Consider the following 19,896-nt stretch of genomic DNA (forward strand, 5'->3'; position numbering starts at 1 on the left):
TGTCGCGGCGGAATGCAGTTGGCTCCGGTCAAGCTGCATTCCGTCGCAATCGGCGGGCGTCCGGCGGCCTGTTTGTCTACAGTGGAGTCATGGAAGTAAGCCCCACCACTGAAGGAGAAACATCATGAACGTACTGAAAAACATGGAAGTCATCTTCGTCGCCAGCGCCGTCATCCTGTGCGCCACCGGCTACGCCAGTGCCCAGGTGCGCGCCACCCCGGCGATCGACGCCGGCGCGGTCAAGGTGGTGGTGGTGGACGGCGTCAAGATGCAGGTCGTCACCGTCCACGGCAAACGCGCCCACTAAACCCAGCTGGATGAATGTAGAAAAAAAGTTCTAGACATCGTCATCTAGATAATTTATTCTACATCCATCAACTGGGGAGCGCGGAATGGAAGCGATACGCAATCATAAGATTTCACGGCCGGCAGGACGCGCATGAACAGCGTCCTGGCCGCCCTGGTGCCCGCCGTCGGCTGGGCGCTGCTGCACTTCATCTGGCAAGGCCTGTTGATCGGCTGGGCCGTGGCGCTGGCGATGCATGCGCTGCGCGGCGCCCGTCCACAGACCCGCTACGCCGTGGCCTGCGCCGGCATGTTGCTGTGCGCGGCGCTGCCGCTGGCCGGCATCCTGGCCCAGCTGGCCGATGGCGAGCGCGGCGCCGGCTCCGCCGCGCTGCTGCGGGTGCTGGTCGGGCAGGGCGCCGGCATGGCGGACGCCGCCGGCCAGGCTGCCGCTGCCGCCGCCCCCGGCCTGCTGGGCGACGGCGCTTTCTCCTCGTTTGAAGCGGTGTTGCGGCGCCAGTTGCCGTGGGTGGTCGGCCTGTGGCTGGCCGGTGCGGCGCTGATGTCGCTGCGGCTGGCGCTGGGCCTGAAGTGGGTGGCCGAGCGCACCCGCGCCGGCGAATACACGGTCAATCATTACTGGCAGCGGCGCCTGTCCGAGCTGGCGCGCCGCTTCGACATCGAACGCCATGTGCGGCTGGGCGTGGCCGACCTGCTGGACAGCCCGATCACCGCCGGCTGCTGGCGTCCCATCGTGCTGGTGCCGACGGCGCTGGTCAGCGGCATGCCGCCCGATCTGCTGGAAGCCTTGCTGGCGCACGAGCTGGCGCACATCAAGCGGCACGACTACCTGGTCAACCTGATTCAAAGCGCGATCGAGATCGTGCTGTTCTATCACCCTAGTGTTTGGGCCCTGTCACGCAGGATACGGATCGAGCGGGAACAAATCGCCGACGACCTCGCGGTGGACATGCTTGGCCAGCCCCAGAGGCTGGCAAAGGCCCTGTCGGAACTGGATCGGTTCCAGTTCGACACCACACAACTAGCCCACGCGGCTCACGGAGGAAATCTCATGTCTCGTATCAAACGCCTGCTGCGTCCCGATGTTGAACCGGTCAGCTGGAAAATGGCCTTGCCCCTGATGGGTTTGTTTGCCGCCGGCGCGGTGTTCTACGCCCACGCCGCGCCGCAGCCGCCGGCCGTCGCCGCCGTCGCGCAGATAGACCAGGTCAGCCAGGTGGCCGACGCCGCCGCCGCCGATCCGGTACAGCCGCCGGCACCGCCGGCGCCGGCCGCTCCCGCCGCGCCGGCAGCGCCAGCCGAGCCAGCCGAGCCGGCAGCGGTCGCCGAACTGACGGTACCAGCCGCGCCGGCCAAGCCGCCTAAGCCACCCAAGCCGCCGCGCGTCCTGGCGGCCGCTCCCGCCATGCCCGCCATGCCAGCAACCCCGGCAACTCCCGCCGTCGCGGCAGCGCCGGCAGCCCCAGCGCTGCCGGCTGCGCCAGCTGCGCCGCCCGCACCACCCGCACCTCCGGCAGGGGCACAAAGCTACCACTTTGAGCGCGCCAACTTCTCCAACCGCGACGGCCAGCGTGCCGGCTATGCGCTGGTCCACGCCAACAAGGAGACCATGACGGTCTCGGCCACGCGTCAGGACCTGTCCAAAATCGACAATGCGCGCCGCGCCGTCAAGGGCGACTTCATCTGGTTCCGCGACGGCGACAAGGCCTACCTGATCCAGGACGCGGCCGCCATCGCCAAGGCCGACGAAGCGTGGGTCGCCGTCAACCGCCTCGGCGAAAAGATGGATGCGCATGGCAAGAAAATGGATGCGCAAGGCAAAATCATGGACGCGCTGGGCCGGCAGATGGAGAAACTGGGCCGCGACACCGAAGGCAAGGCCCAGCTGGACATGGACCGCCAGCAGCGCCAGATCGAACGGGTGGCCCGCCAGCAGGAAGCCGTGGGACGCCGCATGGAGCAGGCCGCGCGCGACATGGGCGACGAGCCGACGCCGGAAAAGCTGCGCCGCTTCCACGAGCGCCAAGCCGCGCTGCAGGGCGAAATGGCGTCGTTGCAAAGCCAGATGAGCCAATCCCAGCGCGACATGGCGCCGCAACTGGAAAAAATCCACGCCATGCAAGCGCCGATGCAAGCGCTGAACAAACAGATGGCGGAAGCCAGCCGGCCGATGGCTGAACTGGGCCAGGCCATGGGCGAGCTGGGCCGCGAGCAAGCCAAGGCCAGCCGCGAAGCGGAGCGCGCCATGAAAGAGCTGATCAAGGACGCCATCAAGGCCGGCAAAGCCGTCCCCGCGCCGTCCGCATAAAATTGGGGTCAAGTCTGACATTCGGACACGGGCTCCGCCGTAGTGCAAGCTACGGCGGAGCCCGTGTCCGAATGTCAGACTTGACCCCCATCCCGGTATAATCACGGGATGCACAATCTTCTTCATAATCTCAACGACGAACAACTCGCCGCCGTGACCCTGCCGGCACAAAGCGCCCTGATCCTGGCGGGCGCCGGCTCCGGCAAAACCCGCGTTCTGACGACCCGCATCGCCTGGCTGATCCAGACCGGCCAGGTGTCGCCGTCCGGCCTGCTGGCGGTGACCTTCACCAACAAGGCCGCCAAGGAAATGATGACGCGTTTGTCGGCGATGTTGCCGATCAATACACGCGGCATGTGGATCGGCACCTTCCACGGCCTGTGCAACCGCCTGCTGCGCACCCATCACCGCGACGCCGCGCTGCCGCAGACCTTCCAGATCCTCGATACCCAGGACCAGCTGTCGGCCATCAAGCGCCTGATCAAGGCCAACAACGTCGACGACGAGAAGTTTCCGCCGAAAGAGGTGATGTACTTCATCAACGGCGCCAAGGACCAGGGCCTGCGCGCCAACAAGATCGAACCCTACAACGCCGACGAGCGCAAGAAGTGCGAGCTCTACCAACTCTACGACGACCAGTGCCAGCGCGAAGGCGTGGTCGACTTCGCCGAGCTGCTGCTGCGCACCTACGAGCTGCTCAGCCGCAACCAGCCGCTGCGCGAGCACTACCAGCAGCGCTTCAAGCACATCCTGGTCGACGAGTTCCAGGACACCAATGACCTGCAATACAAGTGGCTCAAGTTGCTGGCCGGCCACGGCGAACGCGACGGCGGCAGCGCCCTGTTCGCGGTCGGCGACGACGACCAGAGCATCTACGCCTTCCGCGGCGCCAACGTCGGCAACATGAGCGCCTTCGAGCGCGAGTTCAAGGTGCAGAACTTGATCAAGCTGGAGCAGAACTACCGCTCCCACGGCCACATCCTGGACGCCGCCAACGTGCTGATCGCCAACAACAGCAAGCGCCTGGGCAAGAACCTGCGCACCGACGCCGGCCACGGCGAACAGGTGCGCGTGTACGAAGCCAGCTCCGACCTGGCCGAGGCGCAGTGGATCATCGAGGAAACCAAGAACCTGATCGCCGACGGCGCCGCCCGCAGCGAGATCGCGGTGCTGTACCGTTCCAACGCGCAGTCGCGCGTGATCGAGCATGCGCTGTTCTCGGCCGGCATCCCGTACCACGTGTATGGCGGCCTGCGCTACTTCCAGCGCGCCGAGGTCAAGCACGCGATCGCCTACCTGCAGCTGATGGACAATCCGCACAACGATTCGGCCTTCCTGCGGGTGGTGAACTTCCCGACCCGCGGCATCGGCCTGCGCTCGATCGAAGCGCTGCAGGCGGCCGCCGACCAGCACCGCATGTCGCTGTACGCGGCGGTGCCGTATGTGGCCGGCAAGGCCGGCTCGTCGCTGGGCGGCTTCGTCAAGCTGGTCGAGGGCGCGCGCTTTGAAACGCAGCAGATGGCCTTGCCGGAGCTGGTGCGCGTGGTGCTGGAGGCGTCCGGCCTGCTGGCCCACTACCAGACCGAAAAGGAAGGCGCCGACCGCATCGAGAACCTGGAGCAGATGGTCAGCGCCGCCACCCAGTTCGTGTCGGAGGAAGGTTACGGCCAGGGCGCGCCGGCCCACTTGGGCCCGCAGGCCCAGGCGCAGTCCGGCTTGCCCATCGTCAACCAGGACGGCTTCGAGATCCTCGACGCCGACGCCGCGCTGCCGACCGTGATGTCGCCGCTGTCGGCCTTCCTGTCGCACGCGTCGCTGGAGGCGGGCGACAACCAGGCCACCGCCGGCCAGCAGGCCGTGCAGATGATGACGGTGCACTCGGCCAAGGGGCTGGAGTTCAACAACGTCTTCATCACCGGCCTGGAGGAGGGCTTGTTCCCGCACGAGAGCAGCTCGCGCGAGCACGACGGCGTGGAAGAGGAGCGCCGCCTGATGTACGTGGCGATCACGCGCGCGCGCCAGCGCCTGTACATGTGCTTCGCGCAGACCCGCATGCTGCACGGCCAGACCCGCTACAACATGAAGTCGCGCTTCTTCGACGAGTTGCCGGAGGAATCACTGAAGTGGCTGTCGCCCAAGGTGCAGTCTCACTGGTCCGGCAACAAGAAATCGGCCTGGGACCAGGCGCCGCTGGTCGGTTCGGACAACGCCATCGCGCAGAAGATCGCGCAGAAGTCGCCCGGCTCCGGCTGGCGCATCGGCGAGTCGGTCGCGCACGGCAAGTTCGGCGAGGGGGTGATCGTCAACATCGAGGGCAGCGGCAACAACGCCCGCGCGCAGATCAACTTCGGCAGCCACGGCATGAAGGTGCTGGACCTGAGCATCGCCAAGCTGGACCGGCTGGGCCGCTGAGGCGGGCGCGAGGTGTACCATAAGAACAGGCGGCCATGGCCGCCTGTTCTTATGGTTTCGGCGGCAGCGCCGGCGCCGCGCTGGCCTGCGGCGTGCCGAAGATCTGGCGGTAGCAGGCGTACAGCGTGCAGTGCATCAGCACGACCATGAGCAGGAAGATGGTGAAGATGGCCGTCACCTTCAGCTGCGCCGAGTCGAACAGCAGCACCGGCAGCATGCTGCCGACCTGGAACATCAGGAACAGCACCACGGCCGCCGTCAGGAAGGCCTTGAGGTCGCGCCACACCGCCACCACGCTGAAGAACAGCGCCTTGGCCAGGGTCATGTTCTGCCAGTAGATCAGCGGCGCGGCCAGGCAGGTCAGCATCCAGCCCAGCATGTAGATGCCGGACGAGATCAGCAGGGCGCTGCGGGAATTTTCCAGCATGTCCTGGTCCATCGGGATCTGGCGCGTGGCCATCTGGATCAACACGCCGTCGTCCAGCCAGCTCAGCACCGCCAGCGCGAGCAGCATCACCAGCAGGTAGATCACGCCCAGGCCCAGCAGGGGTTTGCGCACCGGCTTGCGGAAGCCGCTGAACACCAGGTTCGGCAGGGCGCGCTGGTCGTGGTCGACGTCGGCGCAGGCCCGCAACATGGCGACGGTGAACATCGGCGCCAGCAAGGTCGGCGCCACCGAACCGAGCAGGGGCACCAACAGCGACAACATCGACATGAACATGCAGCAGAAGAACAGCGCCATCAGCGCGCCCGGCTGCTTGCGGAACAGCTGCAGGGCTTGCTTGACCCAGTGCCAACCGGCCTTGGCGGGGAGCTGGTTCATCCGCGCAGTCCCGGCGCCGGCGTGGCGATGCGTTCGCGCAGGATGCGTTCGAAGTGGGTCGGGTCGTGCGGCGTCAGCATCTCCGCTGCGCGCGGCAGGTGGAAGTCGTACAGGCGCGACAGCCAGAAGCGCAGCGCCGCCGCCCGCAGCATCGGCTGCCAGGCGGTCTGCTCGGCGTCGGTGAACGGCCGCACGGCGTGGTAGGCGTCCAGCATGGCGCGCACGCGGGCGGTGTCGAGCACGCCGGTGTCGAGCTCGACGCACCAGTCGTTGACGGTGACGGCGATGTCGAACAGCCAAGTGTCGCAGCCGGCGAAGTAGAAGTCGAAGAAGCCGGTCAGGCGCTCGCCGTCAAACATCACGTTGTTGCGGAACAGGTCGGCGTGCACCGGGCCGCGTTGCAGCTGGCGGTAGGTGCCGCAGCCGGCAAACGCGTCCTGGAAATGCATTTCGGCGCGCAGCAGGTGGGCGCAACTGTCGTCCAGGAAGGGCAGCACTTGCGGCGTGGTCTCGTTCCACCAGTCCAGGCCGCGCAGATTGGGCTGCTGCAGCGGATAGTCGACGGCGGCCAGGTGCATGCGCGCCAGCATGGCGCCGACGGCGGCGCAATGCACCGGCCGCGGGTCCATCTGCGACTTGCCCTCCAGCTTGGTGACGATGGACGCCGGCTTGCCGTGCAGGGCGACGATCAGCTCGCCCTGGTCGTTGGCGACCGGCGCCGGCACCAGCACGCCGCGATCGGCCAGGTGGTGCATCAGCTTGAGGTAAAACGGCAACTGCTCGAAGGACAGGTTCTCGAAGATGGTCAGGACGTACTCGCCCGCTTCCGTCGTCAGGAAAAAGTTGCTGTTCTCGATGCCGCTGGCGATGCCTTTGAGCGCCGAGGGCTGGCCGAGGGGGAATTGCTTGATCCACTGGGTAAGGTCGTCCAGGCTAACCGGGGTAAACACTGCCATGAGAAAACTTGATGAGGTTCGGTGAGCGGCGCCGTCGTCGGGACGGGGCCGGGGGACGCCCGCGCAGGGCGGGCGCGCGGGTTATTTCACGGCAGGCGGCGCGGTGCTGTCCGTCGAGCCGTCTTCTTCCGTGGTTTTCTTCTTTTTCTTGCCGATGTCGAATTCCATCACCGTCCATTGCGGGCCGCGGTTGGCGCCCCCCATCGCATCGCCGGGTAAGGCGGTGCCGGCCGGGCGGTTCGGCTTCAGCGTGTAGGTGCTGGGGCCGCTTTTGACGGTCGCTTCCGTCACCTGACCGCTGTTGTCGCGCTTTTCGGTGATCTTGCGTTCCGGCGTAGGCTTGGCGGTCACGGTGATCGCGTCGCCGGCCACTTCCTCTATCTTTTCCAGTTTTGGCGGCGCCTGGCTCGGAGTCGACTGGGCAAACGCCGTGTGGGCGCCGAGCGTCAGGAGGAGGGCAGGCACAAGAATGGAGGTGCGCGTCATGATGGATCGCCTTAGGGTGAAATACGGCTGTGAAAAACCGTCAAATTTTTATGTATGATCCATTGTAACAAACAGACACGCTTCGCTGTTTTTAAAAGCCGATTTCCCCACGGCGACGCTGGGGTATTGTTATTTTGAAAAGACCCTCGTGGGCGGGCGGAAGCGCCGCCAAAACCTGCGATAATGCGCCATTCGTGGCCTTGCCGCCATTGTTGCGCGGCGCCCTCACCCATATCCAGTTTCTATGCAAAATACCCTGCTGTTAGTTGACGGTTCCAGTTACCTCTATCGCGCCTTCCACGCGCTGCCCGACCTGCGCAGCCCGGACGGCCATCCGACCGGCGCCATGCACGGCATGGTCAATATGTTGCGCCGTTTGCGCGCCGACTACCCGGCCGCCTACATCGCCTGCGTGTTCGACGCCAAGGGCAAGACCTTCCGCGACGACATGTATCCCGACTACAAGGCGACGCGCGCCTCGATGCCGGACGACCTGCGCCTGCAGATCGAGCCCATCCACGAGGCGGTCAAGGCCATGGGCTGGCCCATCCTGATGGTCGAGGGCGTGGAGGCGGACGACGTCATCGGCACGCTGTCGGTGCAGGCGGCGCAGGCCGGCATGAACGTGGTGGTGTCCACCGGCGACAAGGACCTGGCGCAGCTGGTCAATCCGCAGGTCATGCTGATCAACACCATGACCAACGAGAAAATGGACGAGGCCGGCGTGCTGGCCAAGTTCGGCGTGCCGCCCAACCGCATCATCGACTACCTGACCCTGATCGGCGACACCGTCGACAACGTGCCGGGCGTCTCCAAGTGCGGCCCGAAGACCGCGCTCAAGTGGCTGAGCGCCTACGACTCGCTGGACGGCGTGATCGCCAATGCCGCCCAGATCGGCGGCGCGGTGGGCGAGAACCTGCGCAGCGCGCTCGAATGGCTGCCCAAGGGCCGCGAACTGATCACCGTCAAGCTGGACTGCGACCTGTCGGCCCACATGGCCACCATAGCCGAATCGCTGGTGGCGCGCGGCGAAGACCAGCAAACGTTGCTGGCCTTCTTCAGCAAGTACGGCTTCAAGACGCTGTTGCGCGAACTGGGCGGAAGCACGCCGTCGGCGCCGGTCGGCGCGGCCGGCAAGGCCGCCGCCGCTGCGGCCGCCGCACCGGCGGCCGGCGGCGCCGTCTCCGCCAACCTGGACATGTTCGGCGAAGCGCCCAAGCTCGACACCCACTACGAAACCGTGCTGACCGACGCCCAGCTGGACAAGTGGATCGCGCTGATCGACGCCGCCCAGCTGACCGCGGTCGACACCGAAACCACGTCGCTGGAGCCGATGACGGCGCAAATGGTCGGCATTTCGCTGTCGGTGGAGCCGGGCGTGGCCTGCTACATCCCGGTCGCGCACGCATATCCCGGCGTGCCGCAGCAGCTGTCGCGCGAGCACGTGCTGGCCAGGCTGAAGCCGTGGCTGGAAGACGCCGCCAAGTTCAAGGTCGGCCAGAACCTGAAGTACGACAGCCACATCTTCGCCAACCACGGCGCCAAGCTGCTGGGCATCCATCACGACACGCTGCTCGAATCGTATGTGTTCGAATCGCACCGCACGCACGACATGGACAGCCTGGCGCTGCGCCACCTGAACCACACCACCATCCCGTTCGTGGACGTGTGCGGCAAGGGCGCCAGCATGATCACCTTCGACAAGGTGGAGATCGCCCGCGCCACCGAGTACGCGGCGGAAGACGCCGACATCACGCTGCGCCTGCACCTGGCGATGATCGGTGAAGTGGAGAACGACGCCAGGCTGAACTTCATCTACCGCAACATCGAACTGCCGACCGCCGTGGTGCTGCAAAAGATCGAACGCAACGGCGTGCGCATCGACGCCGAGCTGCTCAACGTCCAGTCGGCCGAACTGGGCAAGCGCATCGTCGAGCTGGAAGCGAAGGCGCATGAACTGGCCGAGCAGCCGTTCAACCTCGGCTCGCCGAAGCAGATCGGCGAGATCTTCTTCGAGAAGCTGAAGCTGCCGGTGGTGAAGAAGACCCCGAGCGGCGCGCCGTCCACCGACGAGGAAGTGCTGCAAAAGCTGGCCGAGGACTATCCGCTGCCGAAAGTGTTGCTGGAATACCGCAGCCTGTCGAAGCTGAAGTCGACCTACACCGACAAGCTGCCCAAAGGGATCAACCAGGACACCGGCCGCGTGCACACCAACTACGCGCAGGCGGTGGCGGTGACGGGCCGCCTGGCCTCCAACGATCCGAACCTGCAGAACATCCCGATCCGCACCAAGGAAGGCCGCCGCATCCGCGAAGCCTTCATCGCGCCGGCGGGCAGCCACATCGTCTCGGCCGACTATTCGCAGATCGAGCTGCGCATCATGGCGCACATCTCGGAAGACGAGAACATGCTGCGCGCGTTTGCCGAGGGCGTCGACATTCACCGCGCCACCGCCGCCGAGATCTTCGGCGTGGCGCCGGAAGAGGTCAGCAGCGAACAGCGCCGCTACGCCAAGGTGATCAACTTCGGCCTGATCTACGGCATGAGCGCGTTCGGCCTGGCCGGCAACCTGGGCATCGAGCGCGGCGCGGCGCAAAGCTATATCGACCGCTACTTCGCGCGTTTCTCGGGCGTCAAGCAGTACATGGACGACACCCGCCTGCAGGCCAAGGCGCGCGGCTACGTGGAGACCGTGTTCGGCCGCCGCCTGTGGCTGCCGGAGATCAATTCGCCCAACGGCCCGCGCCGCCAGGGCGCCGAACGCGCCGCGATCAACGCGCCGATGCAGGGCACGGCGGCCGACCTGATCAAGCTGGCCATGGTGGCGGTGCAGGATTGGCTGGAACAGGATAAGCTGCAGACCAAGATGATCATGCAGGTGCATGATGAACTGGTGCTGGAAGTGCCGGACGCCGAACTGGCGCTGGTCAAGGAAATGCTGCCGAAGCTGATGGCCGGCGTGGCGGAGCTGAAGGTTCCGCTGACCGCTGAAGTTGGCGTGGGCAGGAACTGGGATGAAGCGCATTGAGAATGTGCTTCCACACACTAATCGTGGGGGTATTGCATGGATGATTTGACGCAGGATGCAGAGAGTTTGTTGACCAAAACCAGTCTGTCGGACGGCGTCGACCGCCGCGACTTTTTGAAAGTAGCGCTGGGCACCGGCTTTGCCGCCGCCGCGCTGCCGGTGGTGGCGCAGAACGTCATCAAGACCGACAGCGCCGGCCTGGTCGCCGGCACCATCACCCTGACGGTGGACGGCGTGCAAATGCCGGTCTACCGCGCCCAGCCGGAAGGCCAGACCAAGCTGCCGGTGATACTGGTGGTATCGGAAATCTTCGGCGTGCACGAGCACATCGCCGACGTCGCCCGCCGCTTCGCCAAGCTGGGCTACCTGGCGCTGGCGCCGGACCTGTTCGTGCGCCAGGGCGATCCGCAAAAGGCCGCCTCGATCGCCGAACTGCAACGCGACATCATCGCCAAGACGCCGGACGCGCAAGTGATGGCCGACCTCGACGCCACCGTGGCCTGGGCCAAGGCCAACGGCGGCAACGGCGACAAGATCGGCATCACCGGCTTCTGCTGGGGCGGCCGCATCACCTGGATGTACGCCGCGCACAATCCGAGCATCAAGGCCGGCGTGGCCTGGTACGGCCGCCTGATGGGCGACAGCACTCCGGTGACTCCCAGGCACCCAGTTGATATCGCTGGATCTCTGACGGTGCCGGTGCTGGGCCTGTACGGTCTGAAGGATACCGGCATCACCCAGGACGCGGTCGCGGCGATGAAGGCGGCACTGGCCAAGGGGCCGAACAAGGCGGTCTTGGTTGTCTATCCGAACTCCGGCCACGCCTTCCATGCCGACTACCGCGCCAGCTACGTCGAGGCCGACGCCAAGGACGGCTGGGCCCGTTTGCAGGCGTGGTTCAAGCAACACGGCGTGGTTTAAGAGCTGTTTTACCGGGTTTTTAGCCAAAGATGAGCATAAAACCGGGCCGGGCGGTAAAATGACGCCCCCGGCCCGCGCGCAGCGGTCCGGTCCCTGCTACAAGAGGCTATAACATCGATCCCGTACTCATCTCCATCCTACTGGCCACCACGGTTGCCGGCGTCGTCAGCATCACCGCTGCCGCGGTGTTCTCGTTTACGCTGCTGTCGAAGGTGGTGGAGCGCATGGTCAGCCTGTCGGTGGGCATCATGCTGTCGACCTCCTTGCTGCACGCCTTGCCGGAAGCGTTCGAATCGCAGGCCAGCGCGCGCAGCCTGTTCGCGACCTTGCTGGCTGGCTTGCTGGCCTTCTTCCTGCTGGAAAAGCTGGCCATCCTGCGCCATTCGCACCACCACGAGGGCGACGGCCACCACCACCATCACGGCCACGACAAGCGCGAGGCGGGCAAGGCCGGCTGGATGATCCTGGTCGGCGACGGCCTGCACAACTTCACCGACGGCATCCTGATCGCGGCGGCCTTCCTGGCCAATCCCGAGCTGGGCCTGGTGACCGGGCTGGCCATCATCGCCCACGAGATTCCGCAGGAGATCGGCGATTTCATCGTGCTGCTCAACGCCGGCTTCTCGCGCACGCGGGCCTATGTCTACAATTTGCTGTGCAGCCTGCTGGCCATCGCCGGCGGCTTGCTGGGCTACTACACGCTGGACCGCGCCAGCAGCATGATCCCGTATGTGCTGGTGTTCGCGTCGTCGGGCTTCATCTACATCGCCGTCAGCGACCTGATGCCGCAAATGCAGCGCCGCGCCACGCTGCGCGAAACCATCCCGCAAGTGCTGCTGATTGCGCTCGGCGTCGTCATCGTGCTGGTGCTGACCCACGGCCACTGAGGCTTGTGACCGCTCAATCCGGCGCGCTTGCACCAGGCGGCGCCGGGAGTATCATAGTGGGATGAACTCCAGACAAAAAAAGCAGGCTGAAGCGTTAGCGGCATTGTCCGCCGCCGACCGTGCACGCTTGGAACGGTTGGCGAACCTTGCAGACGTGACTCCGGAACATCTCTGGCCTGATGTCTGGCTCTACGGATTCGAGGATGTTGAGGACGGTGTACAGGCCGATCTAGAAGCTGAAGCAGATATTGCCGCTGGCCGGACCATTCCAAATGAAGAAGTCATGGCGGAAGCAAGACGCATAGTGGAGAGTTATGCCAAGCGGAAGCGGAACGCCGGCTAAGCTACCGGTGCGCTGGAATTCGCGCGCGCGAACATCGTTGAACAACTCGCTGCATCGCATCGGGGCGCAAGATCCAGGCACCAGCACTCTGATTCAGCAGCGATTATCGGCCGCGTTGGATGCTATCGCAATACAGCCGGGCATAGGCACGCCGACACGGCGTCGCAATACCCGGCGATTTCCAATTCCAAAAACCGGACATACTATTGAATACACCGTTGTTGGCGGTGAAATCACGGTTACGCGTTGGGTGCGGCAGGCACGCGTGCGAAAAATCTAGAGAGTGCCAGTCTCTACCGGCCGTGCCGGGTCGGCGCACCATTCGCTCCAGGAGCCGGGGTAGAGCGCGGCGCCGGTCAGGCCTGCCACTTCCAGTGCCAGCAGGTTGTGGCAGGCTGTCACGCCCGAGCCGCACTGCATGATCGCCTGCGGCGCGCTGGCGAATAGCGGCGCGAATTCCTCTTTCAATTGCGCCGCATCCTTGAAGCGGCCGTCGGCGTTCAGGTTGTCCTTGAAGAAGCGGTTCCTGGCGCCGGGAATATGGCCGCCGACCGGATCGATGGTCTCGTTCTCGCCGCGATAACGGTCGGCCGCGCGGGCGTCGACCACGGTGCGCGCCTGCGTCGCCAGGTTGGCCACCACATCCTCCACCGACACCGCCGGCGCCAGCGACGGCTGCTCATGGATCGTGCCGCGCGCGCGCGGCGCTTCCGGCGTCACCATCGGCAAGCCTTGCGACTGCCACGCGGCCAGGCCGCCGTCCAGCACCGCCACCGCCGGATGTCCCACCCAGCGCAGCAACCACCACAGGCGCGCCGCGAACATGCCGCCGTGCGCGTCATAGGCCACCACCTGCGTGTCGTCGTTGATGCCCCAGCTGCGCAAGGTCTCGATCAGCGCGGTGCGCTCCGGCAGCGGATGGCGGCCGCGGAACTTGCCGTCCACACCCTGCTTGGCGCCCGACAGATCGGTATCGATGTTGGCAAACTGCGCGTTCTGGATATGGCCGATGGCAAAGCCGTCGCGGCCCGCGTTCGGATTCATCAGGTCGTGGCGGCAATCGAGTATCACCCAATTGTCGTCGGTCAGGTGCTGGGACAGTTCGGCGGCGCCGATCAGAGTGGTGTGCATTCCGGGGTTCCTTAAACTTCGCTGGCTATCGGATCGGTAATGGCGATGGCCTTACCGCGCTCGGTGTTACGCGTATTGTAAAACGTTGTGGCCACACCGGACACCAGTATCACGACTATGCCCACCCAGCTATGCCAGCTGAACACATCGCCGAACACCAACACGCCCCACACGCTGGAAAACACGATGCCGGTGTATTGCAGATTGGCCACCACCAGCGTCTGGCCCAGGCGATAGGCGCGCGTCATGGCGATCTGCGCGCTGGTGGCGCAGACGCCGATGCCCAGCAACAGCAAGCCGCCGTGCACGCTGGTGACCGGATGCCACACCGCGCCCTGGTCGCCGGCAAACGCGAAATTGCCGGCGATGCCGGCCAGCAGGTTCATGATCGAGAAGTAGAACACCACGCGGTTCTCGGGCTCGCCCGCCAGCCCCAGCTTGCGCACCTGCATGTAAGCCATGGCCGACAGCACGCTGGAACTGAGCGCGATCAGCGCCGGCGTCAGTTGATTCGAATGGAAGGCCGGCTGCAGCAGCAAGGTGACGCCGACAAAGCTCATGCCGACCGCCGCCAGCAGCGGCCACTTGACCTGGTTCTTGGCATGCCACCAGCCCAGCGCGAACAGCCACACGGCGATCCAGATCGGCGCCATGTAGTTGAGCGTCATGGCGGTGGCCAGCGGCAGCTTGGCGATGGCGTAGAACCACAGCCACAGCGACACCACGCCGACCAGCCCGCGCCACAAGTGGGCGCCCGGCATGGTGGTGGTGAATTTGCCGCCTTGAAGTTTGATGATGGTGAACAGCACGGTCACGCCGACCACGCCACGGTACATCACGATTTCGGATGTGGAGAACTGCTCCGAGGCCAGCTTCACGCACACCCCCATGGCGGCGAACATGAAACTGGCAAACAACATCCAAAGTGACTGCATCGGTTTCCTATAGATCGATATTGGCCCGGTACCATTCGTGGAAGTGCTGCATGCCGTCTTCCATCGGCGACTGGTAAGGACCGGCGTCGCTGGTGCCGCGTTGCATCAGCACCTTGCGGCCGGCATCCATGCGCAGACCGATCTCGTCGTCCTCGGCGCAGGTTTCAAAGTAGGCCGCGCGTTCCGCTTCGATGAACTCGCGCTCGAACAGCACGATTTCCTCGGGGTAGTAGAACTCCACCACGTTCCTGGTGCGCTGCGGGCCGTCCGGCCACAGCGTCGAGACGATCAGCACATGCGGATACCACTCGACCATGATGTTCGGATACAACGTCAGCCAGATCGCGCCATATGGAGGCGGTTCGCCGCCGCGGAACTTGAGCACCTGCTCCTGCCAGCGCTTGTAGATCTCGGAGCCTGATTTCTGCAAGCCCTGGTTGACGCCGACCGTCTGCACGCTGTAGTCGCGGCCGAATTCCCAGCGCAGGTCTTCGCAGCTGACGAAGCCGCCAAGGCCCGGATGGAAAGGCTCGACGTGATAGTCTTCCAGGTAGACTTCAATGAAAGTCTTCCAGTTGTAGTTGCAGGTCTGTACCTCGACGTGGTCGAACATATAGCCGGAGAAATCCAGGTCCTTGGCGACCGAGAGTTCGGACAGCTTTTCCATGACGTTGTAGCCGTTCTGCTCGAACAGCAGGCCGTTCCAGCTTTGCAGCTGGGCCTTCGGCAGGTTCAGGCACGGCGTCTCCGGGAAGTGCGGCGCGCCGATCAGTTCCCCCTTGAGGTCGTAGGTCCAGCGGTGCAGCGGGCAGACGATGTTGTTGGCGTTGCCGCGGCCATTGAACATCAGCGCCTGGCGATGGCGGCAGACGTTGGACAGCAGCTCCAGCCCGTTTGCGTTGCGCACCAGCATACGCCCTTCGTTTTCGGAAACGAGGGTCGCGAAGTCGCCGACGTTCGGCACCATCAGCTCGTGCCCGATGTAGCGCGGGCCGGCCTGAAATAATTGCTGCATTTCCCGCTGCAGTAGCGCTTCGTCAAAGTAGACGTCAACCGGAAGTTGCGCGTGTGGACGCGCCAGCTTGGCGTGGGTACCCAGATCGGACATCCCAACCCCCCTTAATATGTGCACCAAAGAGAGACAGAATCCGTAAAGACCTGAATTCAAAGTTGTTGAAAATGGTATTTCGGACAGAACCGGAGATTATACCGCGTTTCTCCTTGATTCAGCGGACTGCCGTGCTCGTTTTGGTGCGTATCATTGTAATAAACGCATGCTTGTGCGGGATATCGGGACGATTGCGATAAAATCCATAGTTTACCCCCTCGGCTCGGCCGCTATAGTTCCACCGGATAAGGTGGTTTGTTCTAAAATAACGGGCTACACTGCGCTGGCACGTGTTTTTGCCTTGAAACCTGAGTGATTATGTCTAAGAAATTAACTGCCGACGCGACCACCGCCGCCCCCGTCTCGTTTGAAGAAGCGATGGCGGAACTGGCGCAGCTGGTTGCACAAATGGAGGCAGGCCAACTGCCGCTGGAAGCCTCGGTGGCCGCCTATGCGCGCGGCTCGGAGCTGGTGAAGTTCTGCGCCGCCCAGCTGGAAAAAGTGGAATCCCAGGTCAAGGTGCTGGAAGGCGACATGCTCAAGCCTTACGCGGAAGCCGGCGAGGCCGAACAATGAACGGTGCCTTCGACGATTGGATGAAGACCGTGCAGGCGGCGTCGGAAAACGATTTATCCGGTTTCCTCCCGGCCGTCACGGTGGTGCCGACCAAGCTGCACGCGGCGATGCGCTATGCGCTGCTGGGCGGCGGCAAGCGCGTGCGTCCGTTGCTGGTGTACGCGGCCGGCGCGCTGTTCGGCGCCGACGCGGCCATCCTGAGCCGCGCCGCCGCCGCAGTGGAAATGATCCACGCCTATTCGCTGGTGCACGACGACATGCCGTGCATGGACGACGATGCACTGCGCCGCGGCAAGCCGACGGTGCACGTGGCCTACGACGAAGCGACCGCGCTGCTGGTCGGCGACGCGCTGCAATCGCAGGCCTTCCTGGTGCTGTCCGAGGCGGACAGCATTCCAGCCGCGCGCCAGCTGGCGATGCTGCGGCTGCTGGCGCACGCCTCCGGCTCGGCCGGCATGTGCGGCGGCCAGGCAATCGATCTCGACAGCGTGGGCCTGAGCCTGACGCTGGAACAGCTGGAGCAGATGCACCAGCTCAAAACCGGCGCGCTGCTGCGCGCCGCCGTGGTACTGGGCGCGCTGGCCGGCAAGGATCTCGATCCGGCCGAGCTGAGCGCGCTGGACGACTATGCGCGCGCCATCGGCTTGGCATTCCAGGTGGTGGACGACGTGCTCGACGCCACGGCCGATTCGGCCACGCTGGGCAAGACCGCCGGCAAGGACGCCGCCGACAACAAACCGACCTATGTCTCGATCCTGGGTCTGGAACCGTCGCGCGCGCTGGCGCAAAAATTGCGGCTCGATGCGCACGCAGCGCTCGCGCCGTTTGGGGAAAAAGCTCTGCGGTTACGCGAACTCGCGGATTTGATCGTGCAGCGGAAGGCATAAATGAAATTGCTCGAAAACATAGACTCACCAGCGGACGTGCGCAAACTGGCGCGCACCCAGCTGACGCCGCTTGCGCATGAACTGCGCAGCTACCTGCTGGATTCGGTATCGAAGACCGGCGGCCACCTGTCGTCCAACCTGGGCACGGTCGAGCTGACCGTGGCGCTGCACTACGTGTTCAACACGCCGCACGACCGCATCGTGTGGGACGTCGGCCACCAGACCTATTCGCACAAAATCCTCACCGGCCGCCGCGAGCGCATGCACACGCTGCGCCAGCTGAACGGCATCTCCGGCTTCCCCAAACGCGACGAAAGCGAGTACGACACCTTCGGCACCGCGCACTCGTCGACCTCGATCTCGGCGGCGCTGGGCATGGCGCAGGCGGCCAAGATCAAGGGCGAGCAGCGCCACGCGATCGCCGTGATCGGCGACGGCTCGATGACCGCCGGCATGGCCTTCGAAGCGCTGAACAACGCCGGCGTGCAGGAAGACCTGAACCTGCTGGTGATCCTGAACGACAACGACATGTCGATCTCGCCGCCGGTGGGCGCGCTGAACCGCTACCTGGCGCGCCTGATGTCGGGGCAGTTCTACGCCGCCGCCAAGAACGTCGGCAAATCCGTGCTGCCCGGCCCCGTGCTGGAGCTGGCCAAGCGCCTGGAAGAGCACGCCAAGGGCATGGTGGTTCCGGCCACGATGTTCGAGGAGTTCGGCTTCAACTACATCGGCCCGATCGACGGCCACGACCTGGAATCGCTGGTGCCGACGCTGCAGAACATCAAGCAGCTCAAGGGCCCGCAGTTCCTGCACGTGGTCACCAAGAAGGGCCAGGGCTACAAGCTGGCCGAGGCGGAGCCGGTGCTGTACCACGGCACGCCGAAGTTCAACCCGGCCGAAGGCATCAAGCCGGCCGCCGCGCCGGGCAAGATGAGCTACACCGACGTGTTCGGCAACTGGCTGTGCGACATGGCGGCCGCCGACAAGAAGCTGGTCGCCATCACGCCGGCCATGCGTGAAGGTTCGGGCATGGTGCGCTTCGAGCAGGAATATCCGCAGCGCTACTTCGACGTCGGCATCGCCGAGCAGCACGCCGTGACCTTCGGCGCCGGCCTGGCCTGCGAAGGCCTGAAGCCGGTGGTGGCGATTTACTCCACCTTCCTGCAACGCGGCTACGACCAACTGATCCACGACGTCGCGCTGCAGAATCTGGACGTGACGTTCGCGCTGGACCGCGCGGGCCTGGTGGGCGCCGACGGCGCCACCCACGCCGGCAACTACGACATGGCGTATTTGCGCTGCATTCCGAACATGGTGGTCATGGCCGCCTCGGACGAAAACGAATGCCGCCAGATGCTGACCACCGGTTACCAGTACAAGGGACCGGCGGCGATCCGCTATCCGCGCGGCGCCGGCGCCGGCGCCGCGATCAAGCCGGAGCTGACCACGCTAGAAATCGGCAAGGGCGAAATCAAGCGCAAGGGCCAGAAGATTGCCATCCTGGCCTTCGGCTCGATGGTCGCGCCGGCGACGGCCGCCGGTGTGGCGCTGGACGCCACGGTCGCCAACATGCGGTTCGTCAAACCGCTGGACGTGGAACTGGTGAAGCAGCTGGCCGCCGAACACGACTACCTGGTGACGGTGGAAGAGGGTTCCATCATGGGTGGCGCCGGCTCCGCCGTAGCCGAAGCGATGGCCGCCGAAGGCATCGTCAAGCCGCTGCAGATGCTGGGCCTGCCGGACAAGTTCATCGACCACGGCGATCCGGCCAAGCTGCTGGCCAGCGTAGGCCTGGACGCCGCCGGCATCACCGCCTCGATCAAGCAACGCCACGCCGCCGCCGAGCCGCGCCTGGTGGTCAACAACGGCTAAACCCACCGGGGGTCAAGTCTGACATTCGGACACGGGCTGTTCCGTAGCATGCACTACGGAACAGCCCGTGTCCGAATGTCAGACTTGACCCCCGGGTTTTTCTTGCCTATCCCCAAAGTGCATCCTATATTGGTATAAACAGTTTATTCGGTTTATATCGCCATGAATGCCGCCGCCTCCCTGTTTGCCGGTTTGCTGTTCGCTTGCGGAATGGCGGGCGCGCAGGTGCCCGAGTCGGGCAGGGCGCAGGAATTGAGTTTCAGCGCCGAGGAAGTGGCTAGCACGGTGGAAGACCGTTATATCGACCGCGTGGTCGGACTGGCGGCGGCCGGGCGTCTGGATGATGACCGCGTCCTGCTGGCGCGGCTGCAATCCATCGGTGCGGGCCTGATACGCGCCGCCGTGGCACTGAAGCCGGAGGTGGCCGGGTGGGAGTGGGAGTTTCATACCACCAGCGACGCCGAAGTCGACGCCATCTGCATGGCCGGCGGAAAAATCCTGGTGGGCAGCGCCTTCGTGCGCCAGCTGGCCCTCAGCGACGGCGAACTGGCGGCCCTGCTGGGCCACGAAGTCGCGCACGCGGTGGCCGAGCATCACCGTGAAACCTTGTCGGAAGCGCTATTCCTGAACCGCTATCCGGCGGTGCCGCTGGAGGTCGTGATGGAGCGGCTGGAGAGCGACCTGTCGGTGCAGATCCGCCTGTCCAAACTATCCAGCATGCAGGAATCGGAGGCGGACCAACTGGGCATGGTGCTGACGCACCGCGCCGGCTGGCCGGCGGCCGACATGGTCAGCTTCTACCGCAAGCTGTCGACCGGCGACCAGGCGGCGCTGGTGTCCAGCGCCTATCCGGCCAGCGCCTCGCGCCTCAGCATGGCCAAGGGCATGGCGCTGCTGTTTCAGTCCAACCGTTAAAC

18 protein-coding genes are annotated in these 19,896 nt (G+C 64.8%); 12 read left to right on the plus strand and 6 right to left on the minus strand.

Annotated elements, in window-relative coordinates:
* Nucleotides 1–124: 124 nt before the first annotated feature.
* The 3 genes from AC1RMD_RS11130 to AC1RMD_RS11140 all read left to right on the plus strand — a co-directional run bounded on the left by AC1RMD_RS11130 (nt 125) and on the right by AC1RMD_RS11140 (nt 5,026).
* Nucleotides 125–307 carry a hypothetical protein gene (locus AC1RMD_RS11130; RefSeq protein WP_492926574.1) on the plus strand — a complete coding sequence of 61 codons (183 nt, stop codon included), beginning with the start codon at nt 125–127 and terminating at the stop codon, nt 305–307.
* A 132-nt stretch (nt 308–439) separates the two neighbouring features.
* Nucleotides 440–2,614, plus strand: coding sequence for a M56 family metallopeptidase (locus tag AC1RMD_RS11135; protein ID WP_492926576.1), 2,175 nt, complete (start codon nt 440–442; stop codon nt 2,612–2,614).
* Between the two features lie 108 nt (nt 2,615–2,722).
* Nucleotides 2,723–5,026: a UvrD-helicase domain-containing protein gene (locus AC1RMD_RS11140; protein ID WP_492926578.1), complete on the plus strand. Its 2,304-nt coding sequence runs from the start codon at nt 2,723–2,725 to the stop codon at nt 5,024–5,026.
* Between the two features lie 49 nt (nt 5,027–5,075).
* Here AC1RMD_RS11140 and AC1RMD_RS11145 read toward each other — a convergent pair whose 3' ends face one another.
* The 3 genes from AC1RMD_RS11145 to AC1RMD_RS11155 form a co-directional block, all read right to left on the minus strand.
* A complete protein-coding gene (locus AC1RMD_RS11145; RefSeq protein ID WP_492926580.1) occupies nt 5,076–5,849 on the minus strand; it encodes a BPSS1780 family membrane protein in 774 nt (257 codons plus the stop codon).
* Complete coding sequence (locus AC1RMD_RS11150) at nt 5,846–6,805, minus strand: homoserine kinase (RefSeq protein ID WP_492926582.1); 960 nt, start codon at nt 6,803–6,805, stop codon at nt 5,846–5,848. Before AC1RMD_RS11150 ends, AC1RMD_RS11145 begins: the two co-directional genes overlap by 4 nt.
* 81 nt (nt 6,806–6,886) lie before the next feature.
* Nucleotides 6,887–7,291, minus strand: coding sequence for a hypothetical protein (locus AC1RMD_RS11155; RefSeq protein ID WP_492926584.1), 405 nt, complete (start codon nt 7,289–7,291; stop codon nt 6,887–6,889).
* 244 nt (nt 7,292–7,535) lie between these two features.
* Here AC1RMD_RS11155 and polA point away from each other — a divergent pair, with 244 nt between their 5' ends.
* The 5 genes from polA (at nt 7,536) to AC1RMD_RS11180 (ending at nt 12,750) form a co-directional block, all read left to right on the plus strand.
* On the plus strand, nt 7,536–10,319 hold the full coding sequence (gene polA, locus AC1RMD_RS11160; protein ID WP_492926586.1) for a DNA polymerase I: 2,784 nt from the start codon (nt 7,536–7,538) through the stop codon (nt 10,317–10,319).
* Nucleotides 10,320–10,355: 36 nt separating this feature from the next.
* Nucleotides 10,356–11,240 carry a dienelactone hydrolase family protein gene (locus AC1RMD_RS11165; RefSeq protein ID WP_492926588.1) on the plus strand — a complete coding sequence of 295 codons (885 nt, stop codon included), beginning with the start codon at nt 10,356–10,358 and terminating at the stop codon, nt 11,238–11,240.
* Between the two features lie 185 nt (nt 11,241–11,425).
* Nucleotides 11,426–12,127 (plus strand): ZIP family metal transporter, encoded by a 702-nt coding sequence (locus tag AC1RMD_RS11170; protein ID WP_492926590.1) that lies wholly within the window; start codon nt 11,426–11,428, stop codon nt 12,125–12,127.
* 61 nt (nt 12,128–12,188) lie between these two features.
* Nucleotides 12,189–12,470, plus strand: a complete 282-nt coding sequence (locus tag AC1RMD_RS11175) for a hypothetical protein (RefSeq protein ID WP_492926592.1) — start codon at nt 12,189–12,191, stop codon at nt 12,468–12,470.
* The gene (locus AC1RMD_RS11180; RefSeq protein ID WP_492926594.1) at nt 12,442–12,750 is read left to right on the plus strand and encodes a type II toxin-antitoxin system RelE/ParE family toxin; all 309 of its coding nucleotides are present in this window, start codon (nt 12,442–12,444) and stop codon (nt 12,748–12,750) included. Before AC1RMD_RS11175 ends, AC1RMD_RS11180 begins: the two co-directional genes overlap by 29 nt.
* On the opposite strand, the gene AC1RMD_RS11185 is transcribed toward AC1RMD_RS11180, so the two are convergent.
* Genes AC1RMD_RS11185 through AC1RMD_RS11195 form a run of 3 tightly spaced genes read right to left on the minus strand, consistent with a single transcriptional unit; the run spans nt 12,747 to nt 15,644 of the window.
* Nucleotides 12,747–13,601 carry a sulfurtransferase gene (locus AC1RMD_RS11185; RefSeq protein WP_492926596.1) on the minus strand — a complete coding sequence of 285 codons (855 nt, stop codon included), beginning with the start codon at nt 13,599–13,601 and terminating at the stop codon, nt 12,747–12,749. The genes AC1RMD_RS11180 and AC1RMD_RS11185 overlap by 4 nt on opposite strands.
* 11 nt (nt 13,602–13,612) lie before the next feature.
* The gene (locus tag AC1RMD_RS11190; RefSeq protein WP_492926598.1) at nt 13,613–14,536 is read right to left on the minus strand and encodes a DMT family transporter; all 924 of its coding nucleotides are present in this window, start codon (nt 14,534–14,536) and stop codon (nt 13,613–13,615) included.
* 7 nt (nt 14,537–14,543) lie between these two features.
* The gene (locus AC1RMD_RS11195) at nt 14,544–15,644 is read right to left on the minus strand and encodes an aromatic ring-hydroxylating oxygenase subunit alpha (protein WP_492926600.1); all 1,101 of its coding nucleotides are present in this window, start codon (nt 15,642–15,644) and stop codon (nt 14,544–14,546) included.
* 318 nt (nt 15,645–15,962) lie between these two features.
* Between AC1RMD_RS11195 and AC1RMD_RS11200 the strand changes: the two genes are divergently transcribed.
* The 4 genes from AC1RMD_RS11200 to AC1RMD_RS11215 all read left to right on the plus strand — a co-directional run bounded on the left by AC1RMD_RS11200 (nt 15,963) and on the right by AC1RMD_RS11215 (nt 19,894).
* The gene (locus tag AC1RMD_RS11200; protein WP_492926602.1) at nt 15,963–16,220 is read left to right on the plus strand and encodes an exodeoxyribonuclease VII small subunit; all 258 of its coding nucleotides are present in this window, start codon (nt 15,963–15,965) and stop codon (nt 16,218–16,220) included.
* Entirely contained in the window at nt 16,217–17,107 is an 891-nt protein-coding gene (locus AC1RMD_RS11205) for a polyprenyl synthetase family protein (protein ID WP_492926604.1), read from the plus strand. The genes AC1RMD_RS11200 and AC1RMD_RS11205 overlap by 4 nt, the downstream gene beginning before the upstream one ends.
* Complete coding sequence (gene dxs, locus AC1RMD_RS11210; protein WP_492926606.1) at nt 17,108–18,979, plus strand: 1-deoxy-D-xylulose-5-phosphate synthase; 1,872 nt, start codon at nt 17,108–17,110, stop codon at nt 18,977–18,979.
* 162 nt (nt 18,980–19,141) lie between these two features.
* Nucleotides 19,142–19,894, plus strand: coding sequence for a M48 family metalloprotease (locus AC1RMD_RS11215; RefSeq protein WP_492926608.1), 753 nt, complete (start codon nt 19,142–19,144; stop codon nt 19,892–19,894).
* The last annotated feature ends 2 nt before the right edge of the window (nt 19,895–19,896 follow it).

It is taken from the genome of Duganella sp. GW822-FHT06D06 (genome assembly GCF_058799615.1).

What these genes read in the sequence shown, in the direction of transcription:
- AC1RMD_RS11130 (WP_492926574.1), top strand. Translation starts at nt 125, where the DNA reads ATGAACGTACTGAAAAACATGGAAGTCATCTTCGTCGCCAGCGCCGTC.
- AC1RMD_RS11135 (WP_492926576.1), top strand. Translation starts at nt 440, where the DNA reads ATGAACAGCGTCCTGGCCGCCCTGGTGCCCGCCGTCGGCTGGGCGCTG.
- AC1RMD_RS11140 (WP_492926578.1), top strand. Translation starts at nt 2,723, where the DNA reads ATGCACAATCTTCTTCATAATCTCAACGACGAACAACTCGCCGCCGTG.
- AC1RMD_RS11145 (WP_492926580.1), bottom strand. Translation starts at nt 5,849, where the DNA reads ATGAACCAGCTCCCCGCCAAGGCCGGTTGGCACTGGGTCAAGCAAGCC.
- AC1RMD_RS11150 (WP_492926582.1), bottom strand. Translation starts at nt 6,805, where the DNA reads ATGGCAGTGTTTACCCCGGTTAGCCTGGACGACCTTACCCAGTGGATC.
- AC1RMD_RS11155 (WP_492926584.1), bottom strand. Translation starts at nt 7,291, where the DNA reads ATGACGCGCACCTCCATTCTTGTGCCTGCCCTCCTCCTGACGCTCGGC.
- polA (WP_492926586.1), top strand. Translation starts at nt 7,536, where the DNA reads ATGCAAAATACCCTGCTGTTAGTTGACGGTTCCAGTTACCTCTATCGC.
- AC1RMD_RS11165 (WP_492926588.1), top strand. Translation starts at nt 10,356, where the DNA reads ATGGATGATTTGACGCAGGATGCAGAGAGTTTGTTGACCAAAACCAGT.
- AC1RMD_RS11175 (WP_492926592.1), top strand. Translation starts at nt 12,189, where the DNA reads ATGAACTCCAGACAAAAAAAGCAGGCTGAAGCGTTAGCGGCATTGTCC.
- AC1RMD_RS11180 (WP_492926594.1), top strand. Translation starts at nt 12,442, where the DNA reads ATGCCAAGCGGAAGCGGAACGCCGGCTAAGCTACCGGTGCGCTGGAAT.
- AC1RMD_RS11185 (WP_492926596.1), bottom strand. Translation starts at nt 13,601, where the DNA reads ATGCACACCACTCTGATCGGCGCCGCCGAACTGTCCCAGCACCTGACC.
- AC1RMD_RS11190 (WP_492926598.1), bottom strand. Translation starts at nt 14,536, where the DNA reads ATGCAGTCACTTTGGATGTTGTTTGCCAGTTTCATGTTCGCCGCCATG.
- AC1RMD_RS11195 (WP_492926600.1), bottom strand. Translation starts at nt 15,644, where the DNA reads ATGTCCGATCTGGGTACCCACGCCAAGCTGGCGCGTCCACACGCGCAA.
- AC1RMD_RS11200 (WP_492926602.1), top strand. Translation starts at nt 15,963, where the DNA reads ATGTCTAAGAAATTAACTGCCGACGCGACCACCGCCGCCCCCGTCTCG.
- AC1RMD_RS11205 (WP_492926604.1), top strand. Translation starts at nt 16,217, where the DNA reads ATGAACGGTGCCTTCGACGATTGGATGAAGACCGTGCAGGCGGCGTCG.
- dxs (WP_492926606.1), top strand. Translation starts at nt 17,108, where the DNA reads ATGAAATTGCTCGAAAACATAGACTCACCAGCGGACGTGCGCAAACTG.
- AC1RMD_RS11215 (WP_492926608.1), top strand. Translation starts at nt 19,142, where the DNA reads ATGAATGCCGCCGCCTCCCTGTTTGCCGGTTTGCTGTTCGCTTGCGGA.